Annotated in this window: 22 protein-coding genes and 2 pseudogenes; 6 read left to right on the forward strand and 18 right to left on the reverse strand. The window is 67.4% G+C overall.

What is annotated here, in order from left to right:
• Positions 1 to 15: 15 nt before the first annotated feature.
• Genes QZM72_RS12355 through QZM72_RS12375 form a run of 5 tightly spaced genes read right to left on the reverse strand, consistent with a single transcriptional unit; the run spans position 16 to position 4911 of the window.
• The gene (locus QZM72_RS12355) at positions 16 to 822 is read right to left on the reverse strand and encodes an ABC transporter permease (protein WP_089470265.1); all 807 of its coding nucleotides are present in this window, start codon (positions 820 to 822) and stop codon (positions 16 to 18) included.
• Positions 819 to 1730, reverse strand: coding sequence for an ABC transporter permease (locus QZM72_RS12360; RefSeq protein WP_179233541.1), 912 nt, complete (start codon positions 1728 to 1730; stop codon positions 819 to 821). Before QZM72_RS12360 ends, QZM72_RS12355 begins: the two co-directional genes overlap by 4 nt.
• Entirely contained in the window at positions 1730 to 3064 is a 1335-nt protein-coding gene (locus QZM72_RS12365; protein WP_089470267.1) for an FAD-binding oxidoreductase, read from the reverse strand. The genes QZM72_RS12360 and QZM72_RS12365 overlap by 1 nt, the downstream gene beginning before the upstream one ends.
• A gap of 2 nt (positions 3065 to 3066) precedes the next feature.
• Positions 3067 to 3777 (reverse strand): HAD-IA family hydrolase, encoded by a 711-nt coding sequence (locus QZM72_RS12370; RefSeq protein WP_089470268.1) that lies wholly within the window; start codon positions 3775 to 3777, stop codon positions 3067 to 3069.
• Positions 3778 to 3834: 57 nt separating this feature from the next.
• Complete coding sequence (locus tag QZM72_RS12375; RefSeq protein WP_089470269.1) at positions 3835 to 4911, reverse strand: ABC transporter ATP-binding protein; 1077 nt, start codon at positions 4909 to 4911, stop codon at positions 3835 to 3837.
• Between the two features lie 100 nt (positions 4912 to 5011).
• On the opposite strand from QZM72_RS12375, the gene QZM72_RS12380 reads away from it, so the two are divergent.
• The 4 genes and pseudogenes from QZM72_RS12380 (at position 5012) to QZM72_RS12395 (ending at position 7487) form a co-directional block, all read left to right on the forward strand.
• The gene (locus tag QZM72_RS12380; RefSeq protein WP_089470270.1) at positions 5012 to 5983 is read left to right on the forward strand and encodes a LysR family transcriptional regulator; all 972 of its coding nucleotides are present in this window, start codon (positions 5012 to 5014) and stop codon (positions 5981 to 5983) included.
• Between the two features lie 100 nt (positions 5984 to 6083).
• Positions 6084 to 6311 carry a DUF2945 domain-containing protein gene (locus QZM72_RS12385; RefSeq protein ID WP_089470271.1) on the forward strand — a complete coding sequence of 76 codons (228 nt, stop codon included), beginning with the start codon at positions 6084 to 6086 and terminating at the stop codon, positions 6309 to 6311.
• A gap of 6 nt (positions 6312 to 6317) precedes the next feature.
• Positions 6318 to 6628: pseudogene (locus QZM72_RS12390) on the forward strand (DUF488 family protein); the annotation flags it as partial.
• A 121-nt stretch (positions 6629 to 6749) separates the two neighbouring features.
• A complete protein-coding gene (locus tag QZM72_RS12395; protein ID WP_089470272.1) occupies positions 6750 to 7487 on the forward strand; it encodes a sulfite exporter TauE/SafE family protein in 738 nt (245 codons plus the stop codon).
• Between the two features lie 278 nt (positions 7488 to 7765).
• On the opposite strand, the gene QZM72_RS12400 is transcribed toward QZM72_RS12395, so the two are convergent.
• The 6 genes and pseudogenes from QZM72_RS12400 to ftrA all read right to left on the reverse strand — a co-directional run bounded on the left by QZM72_RS12400 (position 7766) and on the right by ftrA (position 13205).
• Positions 7766 to 8344 (reverse strand): NnrU family protein, encoded by a 579-nt coding sequence (locus QZM72_RS12400; RefSeq protein WP_089470273.1) that lies wholly within the window; start codon positions 8342 to 8344, stop codon positions 7766 to 7768.
• Between the two features lie 321 nt (positions 8345 to 8665).
• Complete coding sequence (locus tag QZM72_RS12405; protein WP_301738216.1) at positions 8666 to 9265, reverse strand: TfoX/Sxy family protein; 600 nt, start codon at positions 9263 to 9265, stop codon at positions 8666 to 8668.
• Positions 9262 to 10371, reverse strand: a complete 1110-nt coding sequence (locus QZM72_RS12410; protein WP_301738217.1) for a malate/lactate/ureidoglycolate dehydrogenase — start codon at positions 10369 to 10371, stop codon at positions 9262 to 9264. Before QZM72_RS12410 ends, QZM72_RS12405 begins: the two co-directional genes overlap by 4 nt.
• Before the next feature lie 60 nt (positions 10372 to 10431).
• Positions 10432 to 11886 (reverse strand): M20 family metallopeptidase, encoded by a 1455-nt coding sequence (locus tag QZM72_RS12415; RefSeq protein WP_301738218.1) that lies wholly within the window; start codon positions 11884 to 11886, stop codon positions 10432 to 10434.
• Positions 11887 to 12006: 120 nt separating this feature from the next.
• A pseudogene (locus QZM72_RS12420) lies at positions 12007 to 12156 on the reverse strand (2-nitropropane dioxygenase); the annotation flags it as partial.
• Between the two features lie 86 nt (positions 12157 to 12242).
• Complete coding sequence (gene ftrA / locus QZM72_RS12425; RefSeq protein ID WP_301738219.1) at positions 12243 to 13205, reverse strand: transcriptional regulator FtrA; 963 nt, start codon at positions 13203 to 13205, stop codon at positions 12243 to 12245.
• A 114-nt stretch (positions 13206 to 13319) separates the two neighbouring features.
• Here ftrA and QZM72_RS12430 point away from each other — a divergent pair, with 114 nt between their 5' ends.
• Both QZM72_RS12430 and QZM72_RS12435 read left to right on the forward strand, forming a co-directional pair.
• On the forward strand, positions 13320 to 13739 hold the full coding sequence (locus tag QZM72_RS12430; protein ID WP_301738220.1) for a rhodanese-like domain-containing protein: 420 nt from the start codon (positions 13320 to 13322) through the stop codon (positions 13737 to 13739).
• A 90-nt stretch (positions 13740 to 13829) separates the two neighbouring features.
• A complete protein-coding gene (locus QZM72_RS12435; protein ID WP_301738221.1) occupies positions 13830 to 14156 on the forward strand; it encodes a superinfection immunity protein in 327 nt (108 codons plus the stop codon).
• Between the two features lie 15 nt (positions 14157 to 14171).
• Here QZM72_RS12435 and QZM72_RS12440 read toward each other — a convergent pair whose 3' ends face one another.
• From QZM72_RS12440 to QZM72_RS12470, 7 genes are all read right to left on the reverse strand, one after another.
• Positions 14172 to 15332, reverse strand: a complete 1161-nt coding sequence (locus QZM72_RS12440) for a cytochrome P450 (RefSeq protein ID WP_301738222.1) — start codon at positions 15330 to 15332, stop codon at positions 14172 to 14174.
• Between the two features lie 100 nt (positions 15333 to 15432).
• Positions 15433 to 15699 (reverse strand): YodC family protein, encoded by a 267-nt coding sequence (locus QZM72_RS12445; RefSeq protein WP_174388334.1) that lies wholly within the window; start codon positions 15697 to 15699, stop codon positions 15433 to 15435.
• Between the two features lie 344 nt (positions 15700 to 16043).
• A complete protein-coding gene (locus tag QZM72_RS12450) occupies positions 16044 to 16904 on the reverse strand; it encodes an oxaloacetate decarboxylase (protein ID WP_301738223.1) in 861 nt (286 codons plus the stop codon).
• A 142-nt stretch (positions 16905 to 17046) separates the two neighbouring features.
• Positions 17047 to 18714, reverse strand: a complete 1668-nt coding sequence (locus QZM72_RS12455; protein WP_301738224.1) for an ankyrin repeat domain-containing protein — start codon at positions 18712 to 18714, stop codon at positions 17047 to 17049.
• 181 nt (positions 18715 to 18895) lie between these two features.
• The gene (locus QZM72_RS12460; protein ID WP_301738225.1) at positions 18896 to 19321 is read right to left on the reverse strand and encodes an N-acetyltransferase; all 426 of its coding nucleotides are present in this window, start codon (positions 19319 to 19321) and stop codon (positions 18896 to 18898) included.
• Between the two features lie 57 nt (positions 19322 to 19378).
• Positions 19379 to 20239 (reverse strand): MurR/RpiR family transcriptional regulator, encoded by an 861-nt coding sequence (locus tag QZM72_RS12465; protein ID WP_301738226.1) that lies wholly within the window; start codon positions 20237 to 20239, stop codon positions 19379 to 19381.
• Between the two features lie 55 nt (positions 20240 to 20294).
• Positions 20295 to 20648: a YgiW/YdeI family stress tolerance OB fold protein gene (locus QZM72_RS12470; RefSeq protein WP_301738227.1), complete on the reverse strand. Its 354-nt coding sequence runs from the start codon at positions 20646 to 20648 to the stop codon at positions 20295 to 20297.
• Between the last annotated feature and the right edge of the window lie 110 nt (positions 20649 to 20758).

Below are 20758 nucleotides of genomic sequence, written 5' to 3' on the forward strand. Positions count from 1 at the left end.
GGATGTCGGATGGCGTCATACCCGTGCCGCCTGCGCCGAACCACCGCCACGCCGGCTAACGACGACGATCAATACGAGCATCAGCGTCAGCGCCGTCAACATGGTGCTGATAGCGGCGATCGTCGGGTCGATCTCGTCTCGCAACGTCACGAACATCCGCCGCGTCAGCGTCTGATTTGGGCCGCCCGATACAAACAACGCAACGACCGTCTCGTCGAGCGCCTGGATGAACACGAACACCGCGCCCGAGATCACGCTCGAGCGGATCTGCGGCAGCGTGACGGTCAGGAAGCTGCGCAGTCGATTCATCCCGAGACTACGCGCCGCCATTTCCTGCGCATGATCGAACGAGCGCAGGTCCGCACCCACCGCGATCACGACGTACGGCAGTCCGAGCATCGTATCGGCAAGGATCAGACCGCCCAGCGTATTCACGTAGTCGAGTTGCGAATAGACGAAAAACACGCCTATCGCGACGATGATGATCGGCACCATCAACGGCAGCATCAAAACCGTCCGCAGCCGACGGATCCACACATGTGTGCCGTGTTCGATCCCGTACGCCGCGGCAATGCCCACGGGCGTCGCGATTGCCGTTGCAAGGAACGATGCGGCGAGTGTCGTTCGAGCAGCCGCCAGCCAATCCGGGTTGCCGAAGAATGCCTCGTACCAGCGCAACGATAGCGCGGGTGGCGGAAAGGTCATGAAGCGCGTATCGGAGAACGACAGGGGTACGACGATGATCACCGGAATCATCAGGAATGCGAGGATCAGCACGACCAACGTAATCAGGAGTCCGCGCGTGAATGGATTCGGCTTCACTTTGCCCCCAGGGTCTTGTCGAGCGGAATGAGGCGGCTCGTCGCATAAAAGATCGCGAACACGCAAAGCAACAGCACGACGCTCACCGAGCTTGCCGCGCCCCAACTGTTATAAATTTCGACGTTTCGGCTCACGACCATCGACACCATGATTGACTTGCCGCCCCCCATCAGTTCGGGCGTGATGTAAAAACCGAGGCAGAGCACGAAGACGAGCGTCGCACCCGCAAGCACCCCGCCCATGGACAACGGCAGGAATACGCGCAGGAATGCATGGATGGGCGAAGCACCGAGGCTTGCGGCGGCGTGCGACAAGTTCGTCGGAATTTTCTGCATCGCCGAATAGAGCGGCAGCACCATGAACGGCAACAGGATATGAACCATCGCGATGATCGTGCCGAACTGGTTATAGGCCAGCTGAACCGGATGATCGATTAGGCCCGATGCAACCAACGCCTTGCTGACGAGGCCGGTGCGCTGCAGCAGCACGAGCCACGCATAGGTACGCACCAGCACGCTCGTCCAGAACGGCAGGATGACCATCCCGAGGATCAGTGCAGCCAGCTTGGGGCGCACCGACGCCGCAAGATACGCGACGGGATAGCCGAGCAGCAACGTCACACCTGTGACGATTGCGCTTAGTTTGAAGGTGAGCAGGAATGTATCGAGGTACGTGCCGCTGAAAATGCGCCGGTAGTTCGCGAACGTCAAGCCGCCGTCCTGGTGAATCGACTGCCACGACAGCCATGCGAGCGGCACGACGAGCAAAATCACGACAACTGCCAGTGCGGGCATCATCAAGCACAGCATCGCACGGTCCTCGCGACGTTGATAGCGCCGCGCCAAATCTGTTGTATCGGACGGCCGCGTCACTTCATACTCCGGGACGATCCCTCTGGCAGTCGTCATCATACCCCCACCGTATCGAGAAACTGATACCACGCCGCGACGAGCCGGACGCCCGGCTCGCGCAATGAATGGAACGGGACCGGCCGCAGTCCGTCTTGCGCGAGCAGCGCAAGATCCGGCGTTTCGCCGACGGCGAGCGCGGCCGCATGTTGGCCGACGAGACTTGCCATTGCAATGCCCGCGCCGTTGTAGCCGAGGCAGAACACAGTGGTGTCGTCGCCGCGGCCGACGTGCGGTAGCGCATTGAACGTCATGCCGACGTAGCCTGACCAGCGAAACTCGACAGGCACGTCGACGAGATTGGGAAATAGCGCAATCATCGCGCGGCGCAGCGCTTCGAAGCCGGTATCCTGCCCTTCCTTGCCAAAGGCGTCGCGGCCGCCGAACAGCATGCGGCCGTCGGCGCGGCGAAACCATTTCATCATCCGGCGCGTTTCGGTATAGCTGCGCCGCCTTTTCATCAGTGTCGCGTCGAGGTCTGCCGGCAAGCGCTGAGTCGCGATCATCGCGCTGCGAAACGGAACGAGTTCGCGCTGATACGGTGCCGTAGCGCGCGTAATGCCTGAATAGGCGTTCGTCGCAACGATCAGTTGCTTGGCGCGCACCGTGGCTGCCGGCGTGCGCAGCACGACGCCCGGAACACCCCACGTACGCTCGATCGCGACGACGGGCGTCGATTCGTGAATTGGAATGCCGCGCGCGATCAAGCCACGCGCCATGCCGAGCACGTATTCGAGCGGCAGGATCGTGCCGGCATCTTCGCTCAGCACCCCGCCGACGAAATTCTTCGACCCCGTCTCGTCCTCGGTCTCGCCGCGCGTGAGCACTTTCATCGTTCGATCGCCGAGCGCAGTGCGCACCCAGTCCGCCTCCGCGGCGCATGAGGCGAGTGCCCGCTCGGTATGGGCACAGCGTAGGCTACCGGTGCGTTCGAATTCGGCGCGTGCGATGGCAAACTCGTCGATAAAAGATTCCACCGCGCGTACGCCATCGTGGGCCAGCCGATGCATCCGCTTCGCGACGTCCAGGCCATGGCGCGCGGCGATATCCGGAAACGACACCCTGAACTTCGACGATACGACACCGCCGTTCCGGCCGCTCGCCCCCCAGCCGACCGGGTTGGCATCGAGCACGATGCACGACACACCGCGTTTGCTCAATGCGCACGCGGCCGCCAGCCCGGAATAACCCGCGCCGATGATGGCGACCTCGGCCTGGACATCGCACGCGAGTGCCCCACCGCCGACGGGCGAATCGAGCGAACCGGCGCGTGCGGCGAGGTGGCGCCAAAGCGACTCGGGCTGCGGCGACGTTGACACGAGCGGCGCCAGCATGGTCAGGCCGCGGCGAGTTCGGCCTCGACCGCATCCGCAAGCGCGGCGAGCGTCGAGTAGCAGAACGTCGGTGCAGTCACCTTTCCGGGTGCCGGCGTCGCACCGAAGCCCTCCTGACCGCGGCGACGCTCGATCCAGCAGGTGGCATACCCCAGTTCCGTCGCGATGCCGATATCGTGATACTGGCTTTGAGCCGTGTGCAGGATTTCGCGGAACTTGAAGCCGAAGGCCGCCTGGCGTCCGCGGTTGTACGCGAAGAATTGCGGATCGGGCTTGGCGGTGCCGGTTTCGTCGCAGCAGACCGTATCGTCGAACGGATCTCCAAGCGTATGCGCATAGGCCGACAGTGCGACGCGATCGGCATTCGTCATCGCTACCAGCCGAAAGTGCTTGCGCAGTCGCCGGAGCGCCTCGACCGAATCGGGGAACGCCGGCCAGTCGAGCACGTCCCGCTGGAACGCGGCGGCCGATTGCTCGTCGTCGGGCAACCCCAGTTCCTTGGCGAGCGACAGATAAACGTTCGCCATCGCGCAGCTCGAGCGCCCCGGGAAGGCAGCACGACCGCGCATGTACGGCTCGAAGATCTGGTCGTCGGTAAGATCTTTCGCGGCGGGGCCGCCGAGGCGGCGCACCGACGTAAGCACGCCGCGCTCGAAGTCAATAAGTGTGCCGACCACATCGAATGTCAGCACCTTGAAATCGGTAAGCTTCATGGATTCATCCCTCGATTGCGTTACGGTTGGGTGTGAAAAAGTCGAACTCGAGTTTGTTTACGCTGGTACGACGATCGTGTCGCGGGGCGACAGTGCGACAGAAATCGAGGCGCCCGGTACAGGCACGCGCTGCCGGGCCTCGTGATTGCCCGGCTGACGCAGGCTGACTGTCGTGCCATCGGCGAGCTGCGCGAACACGCGCAAGCTCTCGCCCTGGTACAGCACCTCGGTCACGCGGGCAGTGAGCCGATTGGCATCGGACGGAGCGTTACCGGCATCGATCACGAGCTTCTCCGTCTGCACGGCGAGCAGCAAGCTCGCGGCATTCGGTAACGGGTAGGCCGTGCGGAGCACCGCATCGCCGAGCGAGACGGCGTCGGCGCCCACGCGCACCACCGGCAACAGCGTTGCCTCGCCGATAAAACTCGCGACGAATGCGTTGCAGGGCCGATCGTAGAGCTGCTCCGGCGCATCGATTTGCACGAGCCGGCCGTCTTTCAAAACGGCAACCCGGTCGCTCATCGTCAGCGCCTCGCGCTGATCGTGCGTGACATAGATGATGGTCGCGCCAAGCCGGCGGTGCAGCCTACGCAATTCGATTTGCATCGTTTCGCGCAACTGCTTGTCGAGCGCGGAAAGCGGCTCGTCCATGAGAATGAGCTGCGGCTCGAACACCATCGCCCGCGCGAGCGCGACGCGCTGTCGCTGACCGCCCGAGAGCTCGCCGATCCTGCGGTGCTCGTAGCCGCGCAGTTCGACCATCGCGAGCGCGTCGGCCACCTTTGCGGTCCAGCCGGACTTCGGTTCACGCCGGGCCCGCAGCGGGAATGCCACGTTCTCGCCAACACTCATATGAGGAAAGAGCGCGTAACTCTGGAACACCATCCCGATGTTGCGTTTGTGCGGCGGCGCAAATGTAATGTCACGCTCGCCGACCCAGACGCTGCCCGAGCTGGGCTGCACGAATCCGCCGAGAATCCCGAGCAACGTCGTCTTGCCGGACCCGGACGGGCCCAGCAGCGACACGAATTCGCCTTCTGCCACATCGAGCGACACGTCGTCGAGCGCCACCACCGGACCATAGCGCTTTGCCGCGGATCGAATCGATACGCCTGCCTTCGCTCGTGCATCCATCGTTGTCTCCTGCTCGTATCGCTGTGTGATGTCAAAAATATAGGCGTCGGCTTTTTTGGCGGCAATTCACAAATTGTTGGATTGGGCATAACATCAGGTCATGCCTAGCCTACGCAGGAAACTGCCCAGCGCGAACGCGCTATTCGTCTTCGAGGCCGCCGCACGCTGCGGGAATTTCACGCGCGCGGCGCAGGAGCTGTATGTGAGCCAGCCTGCCGTCAGCCGGATGCTGTCGCGCATGGAAGAACACATCGGCGTGCGCCTGTTCGAGCGCGTGCACGGCGGCATCGAGTTGACCGAGAACGGCCGGATTCTCTATCGGAAGATTTCGGAGGGGCTGAACGGAATCGAAGGCGCGATTCGCGAAATCGAAGCGCGTTCAACCGGCGTAGAGCCCGTTACGCTGTCGGTCTCGACCGCCTTCACGACACACTGGCTGATGCCCAGGATGAGCCGGCTCAATCAGGCTTTTCCGTCGGTCGATCTGCGGTTCCAGTTGATCTCCGGCCGCATCGGCGGGCCGCTCGGCGACGTCGATCTTGGCATGCGCTTCGTACAAGAAGGGGAAATGCGCGAGAACAGCGTCCCCGTCATGCCAGAGATATTGCTGCCCGTTTGCAATCCGGCCTACCAGGAGAAAACCCACGCCGACGATTGGCATGTGCACGGAGACACGGTGATCGTGATGGATGACGAAGAACGCGGCTGGCATACGCGCTTCTCGGCGTTCAAGAACGCAACGCGTCATGCAGCCACCGTTTTGAGTTTCAACGATTACGCTATCGTGCTCCAGGCCGCATTGCTCGGCCAGGGACTCGCGCTCGGCTGGGTCAATGTGGTCATGCACTGGCTTGCGCAACGCGCGCTCGTGCCCGGCGAAGACGAGTTGGTTACGACGGATCGGATGTGCTGCCTCGCGTGGGCATCCAGCAGACCGTTGCGGCCGATCGTCGCCGAAGTTCGCGACTGGCTTATCGCGGAAATGCGTGCGGACCTTGCTGCCGTCGATAAGGTGCATCCGGCACTTGGACTCGCTCGAACGGTAGAAAGGGGGCTCGAATCCTGGTATTGACTGGCGCGACGCTCGCTACCTCTACGTTCGCTTCGTCGCGGCTTTCGCGCACGCCGCGAGGGCTACCCCGTCGCGCATCAACCCAAGGAGGCACCCCGCCATGACCACGCCCTTCAGGCTGAGCGACCACGTCCGCTGGAATTCCGAGGCCGGCTACGTGACCGGCACGATCGTCGCGATCCACACCGCCGACTTCGACTACAACGGCCATCGCCATCGCGCGTCGCCCGACGATCCGCAGTACGAGATCAAGAGCGACCGGACCGACCACGTCGCCGTGCATCGCGGCCGCGTGCTCGAACGCATCACCGGCAAGGACCGCGCATGACGCTCCCGCTACGCGGATTACGCGCTGTCGCCCGAATTTCGCGCGGCCTCGACCGACTGATCGCCCAGGGGCACGAGCAGCGCTGCGCGATCGTGTGTTCGGAAGCCGTGTGGTGGCGCTGTCATCGACGCATCGTGTCCGACTACCTGATCGCGCGCGGCGAAACGGTACTGCACATCATGGGGCGCAACCGCGTGGAACCCGCGCGGCTCACGGCCGCCGCCGTGATCCGGGACGACGGCACGATCGTCTACCCGAATGTCGACGATGACCATGACGATACCGCGCCGGTGCGCGGCGCCCCGTCGGACGCGTGACGTCACGCACACGCCTGCGCACCGGCTTCCGGCGGCCGCGATCCTGCATTACCATCGTGCGACCACCACGCCTGCGCTCGTCCCGGCAAGCGGCCCCCGCCACCTCTTTCGTTGCGCACCGATGCTTGCCCTCATCATCCTCGCCGGCCTCTGGGCCGGCCTGCAGAACGCCCTCGCGGGCGGCGGTTCGTTCATCACGCTGCCCGCGCTGATCGTGTCGGGCATGTCGCCGCTCGCGGCCAACATCACGTCGACGGTCGCACTGTTCCCCGGCCAGGTCGCGACGGGCTGGGCGAGCCGGAAAATGGTGAGCGGCGTGGGCAGGCTGCCATTTCGCGCGCTGTTCGCGATCAGCGTGGCCGGCGGCGCGCTCGGCGGCCTGCTGCTGCTGAAAACGCCGTCGTCGATCTTCTCGCACCTGGTGCCGTGGCTCGTGCTGTTCGCGACCGTCGTGTTCGCGTGGGGCAGTTTCTTTCGCAAACCGGGCGCCGGCGCGCAACATCTCGGCCCCGTCGCGGCCGGGCTCTCGCAGTTCCTGATCGCGATCTACGGCGGCTACTTCGGCGGCGGCATCGGATTCCTGATGATGGCCGCGCTGACGATGGCCGGCCTGCCGCCGCGTCATGCGATGTCGACGAAGAATGCGCTGGCGGGCGTGATGAACGCATCGGCCGTCGTGCTGTTCGTGACGTCGCCCCAACTGCACTGGCGCGCGGCGATCGCGCTCGGCGCCGGCGCGATCGTCGGCGGCCTGCTCGGCGCGTGGGCGCTGCATCGCGTGAACGAACGCGTGCTGCGCATCGCGATCGTCTGCATCGGCGCGCTGCTGACCGTCGGGTTGTTCGTCAAGCCCATCTGACGCACGCACGCCGTGGCGGCCGCATCGCGGCAATCGACGTGTCAACCGCAAGACGTCTTTGGCAATCCGATGCCGAACCGGGTCGCGCTACCGACGCTTGTCGCCGTGAGGTCGCCGGCGTTCAACCCGGATTCGCGCTTCCCGTTCTGGTTCGCGGTCCTGACGACGCCCGCGATCGTCGTGGCGTATTGCTCGCGGAGGAGGCAGCCGTCGTTCAGGCCGGCCGCCAGCGCGAAGGGTCGTTGACTGGCGGAAGGTCTATGGCGCACGCATTGCGTTCAGCCGAACGGCCGCACGCCGATCAGCGGACCGTGCAGGAACCGCGCGAACACGGCCCACGCGACGAGTCCGACCGCAACGGCCGCGACGTCGCCGGCCAGCGCGCCGGCCGGATAGCGGACACCGTCGCGGCGATCCCGCGCACGCGACACGACAAAATCGACGATCGACCACACGAAGAACGCGCCGAACAGCAGGACCGCATGCACGGTGCCGTTCACGAGCAGGTGCGCCACCGCCCAGACCATCACGCCGGCCAGCATCGGATGCCCGACGAGCGTCTTGATCCGGTTGCGCGGCACGTACGAGGCGGCGATCAGCACGAACGCGACCGCGGTCAGCATGCCCGTCAGGTGGCGCACGCCGACCGGCGACACCCACAGCAGCGTCGCGCCCGCGCGGGCGATCCCGTACCCCCAGATGATCAGCACGAAGCCGACGATCGACGCGATCGCGTAACCGCCCTTCCAGCCCCTCTCGCCGATCCGCTCGATCGTCGCGGACCGCCAGCCGTCGGCGACGATCCGGATCGAGTGCACACCGAGAAAGATCGCTAAACCGAGAATCAGGACGAGCATCGGCTGTCTCCGTCTGGAATGATGATTGGGGGGAAGCGTTCCGCGCGGCGTAAGGTGCGCCGTTCGCGGGGGCCGGCCGGCGACGAGGCCGACGCGGGTCGCGCAAGGCACGGACGCAACCCGCGCCGATCATAAACGCCGGGGCCGCCGTTGTGAAGCATGCAGGACGTGCGGCGCGTCAAGGTAGATGCATTCGTGCGCCGGATCGTGCGGGCAAATTGGTCGCGCAGCGTGCTGGTCGGTCGCGACGGGCACGCCTGACAGCCAGGAAAGCGAAAATCGCGAGGCTGTCGCTTCTCGTGATCGGGACAGTGATCGGGACTACGCCTGCTTGCGCTTCGTCACGGGTTTCGGTGCCGGCGCGGGCGACGATTTCGATGCCGGTTTCGCTTTCTGCGCCGACGCGGGTTTCGATGCTGCGTTCGCCGCCAGCTTCGTTTTCTGCGCGGACGCAGGTTTCGTCGCAGGCTTCGCTGCCGGTTTCGCTGAACGTTTCGGCGCGGCCTTCGATGCCGCTTTCGATGCGGCCGTCGGCCCCGCCCCGGATGCCTTCTTCGACGCCGCCCCCGCCTTGCGCTTCGGCGCCCCGGCCAGCAGCGCCGCGCGATACGCGCTGCGGCACCAGTCGAACAGCACGCCCGCATCCTCGAGCACGTCGGCCGGCGTTTCGTAATAGCCCTCGAGCGAGACGGTGCGCGTGGGCCGCGCGTACGAGAACGGCCCCATGCCCGCCGCGACGAACGCCGGCCGGTTCACGTCGTCCACACGCAGGAACAGCGACCCGCGCGACATGAAGCCGAACATCACGCCGTCGAGCCGCAAGGCCGCGCCGCTGAAAAAGCGCACAACGGCGACCGTGCCGAGCGGCGCAAGCTGATACGCGATTTCCTCGCCGTGCGCCTTCTCCGCCTGCCAGCTCATGCGGACACCTCGCAGCGCCGCGTCCATGCATCGAGTTCGGCCGCGTCGACACCGACGGCCGCCGCGCTCTCGCGAATCTGCCGCCACGTCGCGCGGTCGACCGGAATGCCGGTGGTGCCGCGCGCGGCGCGGCTCGCTTCTTCAGGTTCGCCAGGCATCCGCACCGGCATATCGCCAGCTTGCGGCGACGCCTTCGCCCACGCGACGAACGCATCGGCTTCGCGCTCCGCATCGGCCGCGTCGAACGCTTTCGGATCGATCAGCACCGACAGCATCCCGTTGACGATCGCGCTCGTCTTCTGCAGCGTATCGCCGTACGTCGTATGCCCGCCCACGAGCGCGCCGCCGAAGATCTCGCACATCGCGGCGAGCGCATATCCCTTGTGCAGCCCGAATGGCAGCAGCGCGCCGAACGGCTGCTCGTGCATCACGGCCGGATCGTCGGTCGGCTCGCCGCGATGGTCGATCAGCGCCCCGGCCGGCACGCGCTTGCGCTGGTTGTACGCGACCCGCGTCTTGCCGTACGCGATCGCGCTCGTCGCGAAATCGAGCAGCAGCGGCGGCTTGCCCGCACGCGGATACGCGGCGCAGAACGGGTTCGTGCCGAAACGCGGATCGGTGCCGTGCAGCGGCGCGACCAGCAGGTCGCCCGGCACGTTGACGAAATGGAACGACACGAGCCCCGAACGCGCGCACTGTTCGGCCCAGTGCCCGATACGGCCGAGGTGATGGACGTCGCGCAGCCCGATCGCGCAGATGCCCATGCGCCGTGCGCGCTCGATCCCTTCGACCATCGCCTCGAACGCGATCACCTGGCCGAAGCCGCGCCCGCCGTCGATCGTCAGCACCGCGCCGCCGTCGCGGACGATCGACGCGTGCGCGTTCAACTGCAACTGCCCTTCCCGCCACGATGCGACGTAATTCGGGATCATCCCGATCCCGTGCGAATCGTGGCCCGCGAGATTCGCGCCCACCAGGTGGTCGGCGACGAGCGCCGCCTCGCGCGAATTGCTGCCGGCCCGTTCCCAGAGTGCCGAGACGAACGCATGCAGCGGTTCGGCGCGCATGCGCAGCGGTTCGGTATCCGGCGTCGGCAGTGCGGTCATCGGCAACACTCCATCCAGTCGGTTCGAGGCGGGCAATCGGTACGTCGAACGCTGCGACGCTCAGCGCGCGGTCGCGATCACGTCGGCCACCGCCGCCGTGAGCTTCTTCGCGTACGGCACGTGCAGGAACTCGTTCGGGCCGTGCGCGTTCGACTTCGGCCCGAGCACGCCGCACACCATGAATTGCGCGGCGGGGAAGCCTTCCTGCAGCACGTTCATCAGCGGGATCGTGCCGCCCAGGCCCATGTACGCGCAGTCGGCGCCGAAGTGGCGGCGCGACGCGGCGTCGAGCGACGACGCAAGCCACGGCGCGAGATCCGGCGCGCTCCAGCCCGTCGCGGCGCCGGCGTCCGGCTTGAACGTGACCTTCGCGTTGTACGGCGGATCGAGCTCGAGCAACTCCTTCAACTGCTGCACGGCCTGCGCGGCGTCGACGAGCGGCGGCAGCCGCAGCGACAGCTTGAACGCGGTGCGCGGACGCAGCACGTTGCCCGCATCGGCGAGCGCCGGCAGGCCGGCCGCGCCCGTCACCGACAGCGACGGCCGCCACGTGGAATTCAGCAGCGCCTCGCGCGGATCGGTCGTGGTCGGCAGCACGGGCTTGCCGTCCTGGCCGCACGCCCAGGGCAGCCCCTTCCACACCGTGTCGCCGAGAATCGCGGCGGCCGCTTCGGCTTCGCGCACGCGACTCGACGGAATCTCGCAATGGAACACGCCCGGCAGCAGGTTGCCGCTCTTCGCGTCTTCGAGGCGTTCGAACAACTGGCGCATCACGCGGAAGCTCGACGGCGCGATGCCGCCGTACACGCCCGAGTGGATGCCTTCTTCGAGCACCTCGACCTGCAGATCGCCGGACACGAGGCCACGCAGCGACGTGGTGAGCCACATCTGGTCGTAGTTGCCGGCGCCCGAATCGAGGCACACGACGAGCGATACCTGACCGAGCCGGTCGCGCAGTGCGTCGACGTACGGCAGCAGGTCGTAGCTGCCCGACTCTTCGCAGGTCTCGATCAGGCCGACGCAGCGCGGCCGCTCGATGCCCTGCTCGTCGAGCGCGCCGAGCGCCGCGAGGCTCGCGTAGATCGCATAGCCGTCGTCCGCGCCGCCGCGGCCGTACAGCTTGCCGTTCTCGAATTTCGGCGTCCACGGGCCGAGATCCGCGCGCCAGCCGTCGAATTCGGGCTGCTTGTCGAGGTGGCCGTACAGCAGGATCGTGTCGGTGCTGCCCGAACGCGTGGCCGGCGACTCGAAGAAGATCACCGGCGTGCGGCCCGGCAGCCGCACGATTTCGAGCTTCAGGCCCTTCACGGGCTGCCGTTCGGCCCACTGCGCGGCATCGGTGACGACGCGTTCGAGATAACCGCGCTTCGCCCAGTCGGGGTCGAATGCGGGGCTTTTCGCGGGGATGGCGATGTAGTCGGTCAGTGCATGGAGGATTTCATCGTTCCACTTGCGCTCGATGAAGGTAACGAGCTTGTCATGGTCGAGGACGGGGGTAGTGTCGACGGAAGTCATGGTGGGGGTGCCTGGATCGGGCTGACGAAAATCCAGATCATACGCCGATGCTCCCCCGCCGGCGCCCCTCCTGGCCGTTCAGCCAGCCTTCGAAAACGCGTCGCGCAGCCCGGCCGCGCAGGCGAGCGCGTCGCGCAACTGCTTCGGACCGAGCGCCGCGCACGCGAGCGAACCGAGGCCGCCGGCTTCGCACACGGCAATCGCGAGCGGGCTCGGCGAGCCGACCATCGGGGCCTGGATCAACGGCAAACGGGAAGGCAGCATCGTCATCGGAATCCCTTTCAGTGTGAGCGGCCCTCGCCACATGGGTGGTGTTTTTCATCGTCGCGCACGAGCGGCCGCACCGAGAGCGCCTGCTACGTGCCGCCGCGATCCATCCCGCGCCGGTACGCGGCCGGGCTCGTCGCCGCGACGCGCCGGAAATGCCGGCGCAGCGATTCCTCGGAACCGAACCCGGCACGTGCCGCGACCTGCGCAAGCGGCAACGCGGGCTGTGCTTCGAGCATGTCCTTCGCGACGTTCACGCGTTCGCGGATCAGCCATGCGAGCGGCGACATCCCGGTCGCATCCGTGAACTGACGCTGCAGCGTGCGCGTGCTCATCGCCGCCTGCGCGGCGAGCGACGCGAGCGTGTGCGGCTCGGCCGCATGCGCGCGCATCCAGTCGATCAGCTTCGCGAGCCGGTCGGTGCCGCCCGGTGCAACCGGACGCGGCACGAACTGCGCCTGGCCGCCGTCGCGATGCGGCGGCAGCACGAGGCGCTGCGCCACGCGGTTCGCGATCGCCCCGCCATGATCGCGGCGCACGAGATGCAGCAGCATGTCGAGCCCCGCCGCCGAGCCGGCCGACGTGACGATCCGGCCTTCGTCGACGTACAGCGCATCGGGATTCACGCGCAGCGCCGGATAACGCGCCTGCAGGCGTTCCGCATATCGCCAGTGCGTCGTCACCGTGAGACCGTCGAGCACGCCGGCCGCCGCCAGCACGAACACGCCCGAACAGATCGAGCAGAGCCGCGCGCCGCGCCGATGGGCGGCCCGCAGCTTCTTCAGCAACGGCTCGGGCGGCAGCTCGTCCGGATCGCGCCAGCCGGGAATCACGATGGTGTCCGCGCGATCGAGCGTCGCGAGCCGGTAGGGCGCGGCAACGGTGATGCCGCCCGCCGCGCGCACGGGCCCCGGCTCGCTCGCGCATACCGCGAAGCGATACCAGTCGACGCCGAGTTCGGGCCGCTCGAGCGCGAACAGTTCGACCACGCAGCCGAATTCGAACGTGCAGAGACGCTCGTAGGCGAGCGCGACGACGAGATGATTGTGCATGGCGCGATGTTACCGGAACTTGTCGATCGCGCCACTGCCGCGAATCCGGCCGACCCGCGATACTGCCCTTCATCGCGGCGCATTCCGTGCCCGCTCGACCAGGAGAGCCCGACCATGTCCTATGTCACCGACGTCCCCGCCGCCGACAGCCGCGCCGCCCTCGCGCATTTCGAGGCCTCGCTGCGCTTCGAGACCGATTGCTGGGACGTGCACGACGCACTCGCGTCCGGCACGCCCGATTTCGTGCTGCTCGACGTGCGCGGCCCTGACCAGTTCGCCGCCGGCCACGTACCCGGCGCGCGCAACCTGCCGCGCCGCAAGATCATCGAAAGCAAGCTCGCCGGTTACGCGGCCGATACGCTGTTCGTCGTCTACTGCGCGGGGCCGCACTGCAACGGCGCCGCGCGCGCGGCGATCCAGCTCGCGCGTCTCGGCCGACCGGTCAAGCTGATGATCGGCGGCGTGACGGGCTGGCGCGACGAAGGTTTCGCGCTGAGCAACGACGTGCAGCCGGCGGACGCCGAAGCCGCCTGATCGTCACCAAAAGCGCAACAATCAATTGCCTGCACGCGAACGGAAAAAGCGCGACAATCAACCGCATTGCAGTTCGGACGGAGCAGCACCATGCATGATGCAGTCCTGATTCAAGTGGCCGGTTCAGTCGCGGCGATCGCGCTCTATTTCCTGCCGGCCGTCATCGCCGACCGGCGCGGCCGGCACGACAAGCTGACGATCGCGATGTTCAACGCGCTGTTCGCGTGGACGGTCATCGGGTGGCTGATGACGCTGTACTGGGCGTGCCAGCCGAACCCGCGCACCGACGTCGCGCAGACGATCCTCGCGAAGCGCCGCGGCGTCAGCATGCGCACTTTCTCGGCAGGCCTCGTCGAACGCGTGCAGCGCCGCGTTGCCGCCCAGGAACGATGGGCGGAAAAACAAGGCTGCCGTTAAGTCCCTCTTTCCCCTTCATCGCATCGCGTCGAACTTCGGGATCCTGACGTTGGTCGACGCGCGGTAATCCCACTTCAGTGCATCGCGCGGCGGCCAGCCGTCCGCGCGCAACCACGCCGCGAACGCCCCCGCCGCCACCGCCCGCGCGATCCGCTCGCCGGGACACCCATGCGGCCCCGTGCCGAAGCCGAAATTCGGCCCGGCCGGGCGGCCCGGCATCAGCCGGTGCGGATCGCGATGCACGGCCGGATCGCGATTCGCGGCAGCAAGCACGACGAGGATCGCGTCTCCGGCTTCGACGCTCACGCCTTCGATCGTCGTGCGCGCCGCGACGAAACGGCGCGTGTTCTGCACCGGTGTATCGAAACGCCCGACCTCGGCGACGAATGCGTCGAGCGCGGCCGCGTCCGGCGCCGCGCCGGCTTCGCCGTCCCATGCCACGAGCGCATTGCCGAGCCACGCGGCCGTCGCCTCGCACGTCTGCGACAGCAACCCGACAAGATTCGCGACCAGTGTACCGCTCGCGTGCCAGCCGGACGCGCGGGCCGCCTGCTGCACCGCGGCGACCAGCGTGCCGTCGTGCGCGTGCGACTGCGCGACGCGTTCCGTCATCCGGTCGAGCAGGTGCCGCGCCGCGTCGCTCGCGCGCGCCAGCGCCGCGGCATCCGACAGCGGCGACAGCGCGGCGACGAACGCGACGACCCGCGCCGCGATGTCGTCGAGCTGCGTTTCGTCGAAGCCGAGCAGATCGGCGACCGCGCACACCGGCACCGTCATGCACCACGCGTTCAGCGCATCGGCATCGCCGGCCGCGGGCAACCGCCGCGCGGCAAGCGCGTCGGCGCGAGCGCGCAGCGCATCCGTGTCGATCGGCGCGAACGCCGCGCGCAACGCCTGCTTCGGCACGTCGTGTCGCGACGGGCCATCGTTCATGCGCACCAGCTCGCCGAATAGCGCACCGGCCGTCGTGCCGCGCAACGCGGGCGGCACCGGCGCATCGAGCGGGCGCACGCGGCAGGCCGGATGGCCGAGCACGGCCGTCACGGCCGCCGCGCGGCTCGCGATCCACAGGCCGAGCGTGGCGTCGAACGCAAGCGGCGGCCCGTCGACGAGCGCGGCGTAATACGGATAAGGATCGCGGTGCGTAACCGCGGCAATCGGATCGGTCGGGTTCATGCGTTCAGTATCGGCGCAGCGCGCCGCCGCATGTTTCGGGGTAGCGTGAAACGTCGTCGCAGGACGCCGCACGTCGCGGCATCGCGGCGGCCGGCCGGCGTCAGGCCGCCGACCGGTAGCGGTGCGACTGCATGCGCAGCCGGACCCGCCCGGCCGAAATCGCACGCGGCTCGGGCACCACCGTGTCGTGATGAAACATTTCCTGCCGGAACTCGCCGTTTTCGTCGAACCACTGGCAGATCAGCCAATCGCCGTCGTCGAACACGACCGGCCCGGCATACGTGACGGTCATGCGCGGCCCGCCCGTTTTCAGCGTCACGACATCGCCCACGCGAAATCTGACGCGGTGATTTTCTCGGATCGTCATCGCTCTCTCAGCTTTTTATATATTGAATATATTGATATTCCCGGCAACGCACTCGCCGGTCATTGGAACGTGCCGCAGATTATCAATCAAAAAATCATCCGGCAACTCCCGCGCACTGAAACGTTCTGAACGGGAACCTGCAACAATGCGCGGCATCGTCGCGCATGACGGCCCGCCGAGTCTCGGATTCGGCGCGGTTTGCACGCCGACGGCAGTCGATCGGGCGGAATGCGGAGAATAAACGACGATTTTCGCGTCAGTATCGACGATTAATACGGAGGCAAAACCGATTGATTATTGTCAATCAATGCTTAAATGGAAACGATTCCGGATTTTATTGGGGCTCATTCATCGAACAAAATCGGCGAATTATCCGGCGCCGCGAACCAGCGGTTGATATCGCGGCCCGGCACGGCGGCCCGGGTAAACGTGAACGTGCCGTCGCGTCTCATCTCCGTCGCCGCGCGCAGGAATGCGCCTAACGCGGCCCGCGCCAGCGCGCCGCCGACGCTGACACGCTTCACGCCGAGCGCGGCCAGCTCGTCGAGGCTCAGCAACCCGCCCTGCAGCCCCATGACGACATTGACGGGCACGCCGACCGCCCGGGTCACCGCCGCGATCTCGTCGGCATCGGTGATGCCGGGCGCATACAGCACGTCGGCGCCGGCGTCGCGATAGGCGACGAGCCGCGCGATCGTGTCGTCGAGGTCGCGGCGGCCGTGCAGGTAGTTCTCGCAGCGCGCGGTCAGCGTGAACGGAAACGGCAGCGCGCGCGCCGCGTCGACGGCCGCCGCGATCCGCTCGACCGCCGCGTCGCGCGCATAGATCGGCGTATCGGCGCGGCCGGTCGCATCCTCGATCGAGCCGCCGACCGCGCCCGCCTCGGCCGCCAGCCGGATCGTTTCGGCCACGGTGGCGGGCGCGTCGCCGAAGCCGTTCTCGAGATCGGCGCTGACGGGCAAGCCCCCCGCGGCGACGAGATCGGCGATGTGATCCAGCATCGCGTCGCGATCGATCGCGTTGTCGGGCCGCCCTTTCGAAAATGCGTAGCCGGCGCTCGTCGTGGCGAGCGCTTCGAAGCCGGCCATCGCGAGCAGTCGCGCGGTGCCGGCATCCCACGGGTTCGGGATGATGAATGCGCCGGGGCGCGTGTGCAGCGCACGGAAAGCTTCGGCGTGGCGAGCTTGCTGGTCGGAATGGGGCATCGCGAACTCCGGGAAGGGTTTGACGGTGAGCTTACGCCGGCCGTGCACGCGACGTTTCAGCGTTTGCCGAAATGTCGTCGCGCAACCGGAAACACCCGGGCCGGCCGGATGCGGGTCGCCGCGTTCAACGGCCCGCGTCGGTTCACGCCGATACGGGCCGCCCGTCGTCGATGCCGAGCAACACGTCGGTGACGGCCTCGGAGAACCGCATCGCGCGACCGTCGATCAGCACGCCTTCCGGATTCGACGGATCGCGCACCGCTGGCGGCACGCCGTACGCGAGCAGCACGCGCGCGCACGCTTCCCAGTCGGGATCGCCGACGCCGTCCGGCTCGTTGACGGACGCCCAGGACAGCGTACCGAGCGCGTCGCTGCCGAACCGGTGCAGGTCGCGCCAGCTCGCGCCGTGCGCGAGCAGGAACGCCAGCAGCTCGGCATCGCCGCGGAACACCGCGTGATTCAGCGCGCTCGCGTTCCAGTCGCCGCCACGCGCGGCGACCGGCCAGCCCAGTTCGACCATCACCTTCACCGCGTCGCGCGAACCCCACGCGGCGGCGTCCGGCAGCAGCCGCAGCCGGTCGCCGGACAGCGCACCGGGGAGTTCAGGGTGTTTCGCCTGGATGCGCCGCGCGTCGTCGGCATCGGCGCGCGCGCAGGCCGCCATGAACGCGTCTTGCGCATCGAGCGCCTCCTCCGCGCCGGCCGCGCGCAACAGCGCCGCGACGTCGGACAACCCGGCCTGCATCGCCAGCCGGTACGCGCTGACGCCGGCCGCGGTCCGCGCGCCGGGATCGGCGCCGGCCGCCAGCAGCGCAGCGATATGGCGTGCCGGGCAACGCACGGCGATCGCACGCAGCAACGGCGCGCCCCACGTCTTCGTCGGCCCTTCCCCGGCCGGTTCGTTCGGGTCGCCGCCGTGCGCGAGCAGCAGCTCGAGCGCGGCCGCGTCCGGCACGTCGAGGGCGCGCCGCAACGCATTCGTCCCGCCCACCCGTGCGCCGTGCTCGAGCAGCAGACGGGTGCATGCCGGGTTCTCCACCGAGTGATACAGCGATTCGCCGTCGTTCGGATCGGCGCCGGCGTCCAGCAGCATCGCGGTGAGCACCGGATCGCGATTGACGCCGGCGGCGCCATACAGCGCTGACAACGGTTCGGACTCGTCGGGCTCGGCAAGCGAGGCCGGCGGATACCGGTTGCCGATCCGCTGGTTCGGATCGGCGCCCGCATCGAGCAGATGACGTGCGCACGCACGCAACCTGGCCGCGAACTCGGGAAGCTGCGCGAGCCGCGAATGCGTGACGGCGACGAGCGGCGGCAACTTCAGCGCACCGCCGGCGCGCGCGATCCAGCCGGGATCGGCGGCCAGCGCGGCCTTTACCGCGTCGAGATCGCCCGCCGCGCATGCGACGGTCGGGTCCGCCGACACGAGATCGGGATGATCGAGCAGCAATTGCGCGGCGACACGCGGCCGGGCCGCGTCGAAGCCGCCGGTCACGTCGGCGCCGTAGGCGAGATCGAGCCAGCGCCGAAACAGCCGCGACCGCGGTTGCCGCGCGAGCGCATGCGTGTCGACGAACACGCCGAGATCGGCCCACGAAGCAAAACCGTACTCGCGCGCGATGCAGGACTGCGCGTCGTGCAGGCGAAGCCCGAGCGCGAGCGTTTCGTCACGCGTGCGATGCGCGGCGGCGGGCAGCGACTGGACGAAGCGCGCGACGGCATCGGCGTCGCCCTGCCGGTACAGGCGCAACAATGCCTTGGCCTGCTTTTTCAGATGATCGGGATGGGCGTTCGGAGGCAGCTTTTTCATGCGGATCCTCGTGCATGGAGGGCCGAAGGTCCGCAATACCGCCAGCACGAAGGATGGGGAGACTCGATTGGCTGCGACAGGTGGGTTGAACCCTTTCCGCGGACCCGGAAGCGACCTGCATCGCTGCCCGGTATCGTAGGCGACGGCCGACGGCATCGTCAACCGCGCCGCGCGGCGCCGTTCAGCCCGCGAGCTTCTTCGTCAGGAAGATGCGCGTGTGCCCGCGCGGATAATCCGGCAGCTCGCCGAAACGCACATAGCCGCGCTTCTCGTAGAACGGCCGCGCCTGGAAGTCGAACGTGTCGAGCCACGCGCTGTGGCAGCCGCGCGCGACGGCCTCTCGTTCGGCCAGATCCATGATGCGCGTGCCGGCGCCCTGGCCGCGCGCAGCCTCGGGCACCACCAGCAGGTCGACATGCAGCCAGCCGAACGCCGTGCCGCCCCACAGGCCGCCGACCACCGAGCCGGTCGCGTCGGTCGCGATCACGGCCAGCGGCCGGAAATCGACCGGCCCGGCCTGGCTTTCGTTGAAGCGGACGAGCGGCGCGACGATCTGCTTGCGCACGTCCGCGTCGGCCGTGTCGGCCACGGCGTAGGTCAACGTCATCGGTTGCATCGGGTCGTCAATGAATGTGGGCCCAACAAGCTGCATGGTTCGCGCCCGTCAAACGACGTACGCGCCCTTCGCGTGCAGTTCCGCCTCGGTCCGCTCGAGCGCCGCGACCGCATCGCCGCCTTCCAGCGCCAGCAACTGCGCGACCAGCGCCTCGGCCATCGCATGCGCGGCCACCAGTGACGGAAAGAACGACGGGCTGTCGTGCGTGAAGATCAGTTGCGCGTCCGCGTGCAGCGCGATCGGCGACACGGCGCTGTCGGTGATCGCGACGATCTTGCTGCCCTGCGCTTTCGCCGCCTGCGCGACACGCGTCGCCTCGGCCGAATACGGCGCGAAGCTGACGATCACGGTCACGCTCTGCTTCGCGATCGTCCGCAACTCCATTTCGAGCGAACCGGCGACGCCGTTGAGCAGCGACACGGTCGGACGGAACAGCCGGTAGCCGTAGACGAAACCGAACGCGACCGGATAGCACGAGCGAAACCCCGCCACGTGCACGTGCGATGCCTTGCGGATCAGCTTGGCGGCATCCGCGAGTGCGTGCTCGTTCTGCGCGGCGGTCGCCGACAGGTTGTGCTGCTGCGCGGCGAGCAGATCGTGCGCGAGCGACGCCTTCGCGTCGGGCCGCACCAGCGAGCGCGCGCGCTGCGTGAGCGGCTCGGGACGCGTGCGCACGCGCGCGACGCACAGGTCGCGCAGCTCGTTCCAGCCGGGAAAGCCGAATTGCTGCGCAAGCCGCACGAGCGACGCGGGCTGCACCTGCGCGCGCTGCGCGACCTTGCGCATCGACGACGTGGCGACTTCGTCGGGATGATCGAGCAGGAAGGCCGCGCCCGCCTGGAATTGCGGGCTCAGCTCGGAAAATTGCGCCCGGATCCGGGACGCGAGTTCGTCGAAATTGGCGGCCATCTTGGTGGGAACGGGAACCGGTCGTCCATGGTATCACCGGCCCCGCGCCCACCGGTCAGCGCAGCACTTCGACGTGATCGGCGTCGACCTTCACGCGGCCCGACCATTTGCGCTCGAATTCGCCGGTCAGCTTCACTTCGTTCCGGTCGCTGACGGGCTGGCCTGCCGCCCACAGCTTGGGGTCGATCTCGACGCGGATCGTGCCGGTGGCGTCGGCGAACTCGTAATCCTCGCCGCCGACGTGCTTGACGATACGCCCCTGCAACTGCACGTGCTGGTCGTCCCGGCCGTTGGCGAGCAGTTCCTTCACGGTCGTCGTGGTCAGCGCGGACGGCCCCGTGTATTGCGCGTGGACGGCGGCAGGCAGCGCAACGAGCGCAACCGCCAGGATTCTGGCCAGGTATTTCATGATCTCGGTCCTCTTCTTCGGTGTGGCGCCGCGCTCCGTTGAACGCGACGGCGCCAGATTACGGACCGTAAGCTTAAGCAAACCTGAACGGCATGCCGACGTGACACGGT

The sequence above is a fragment of the Burkholderia sp. AU45388 genome, from assembly GCF_030481585.1.
Lineage (GTDB): Bacteria > Pseudomonadota > Gammaproteobacteria > Burkholderiales > Burkholderiaceae > Burkholderia > Burkholderia sola.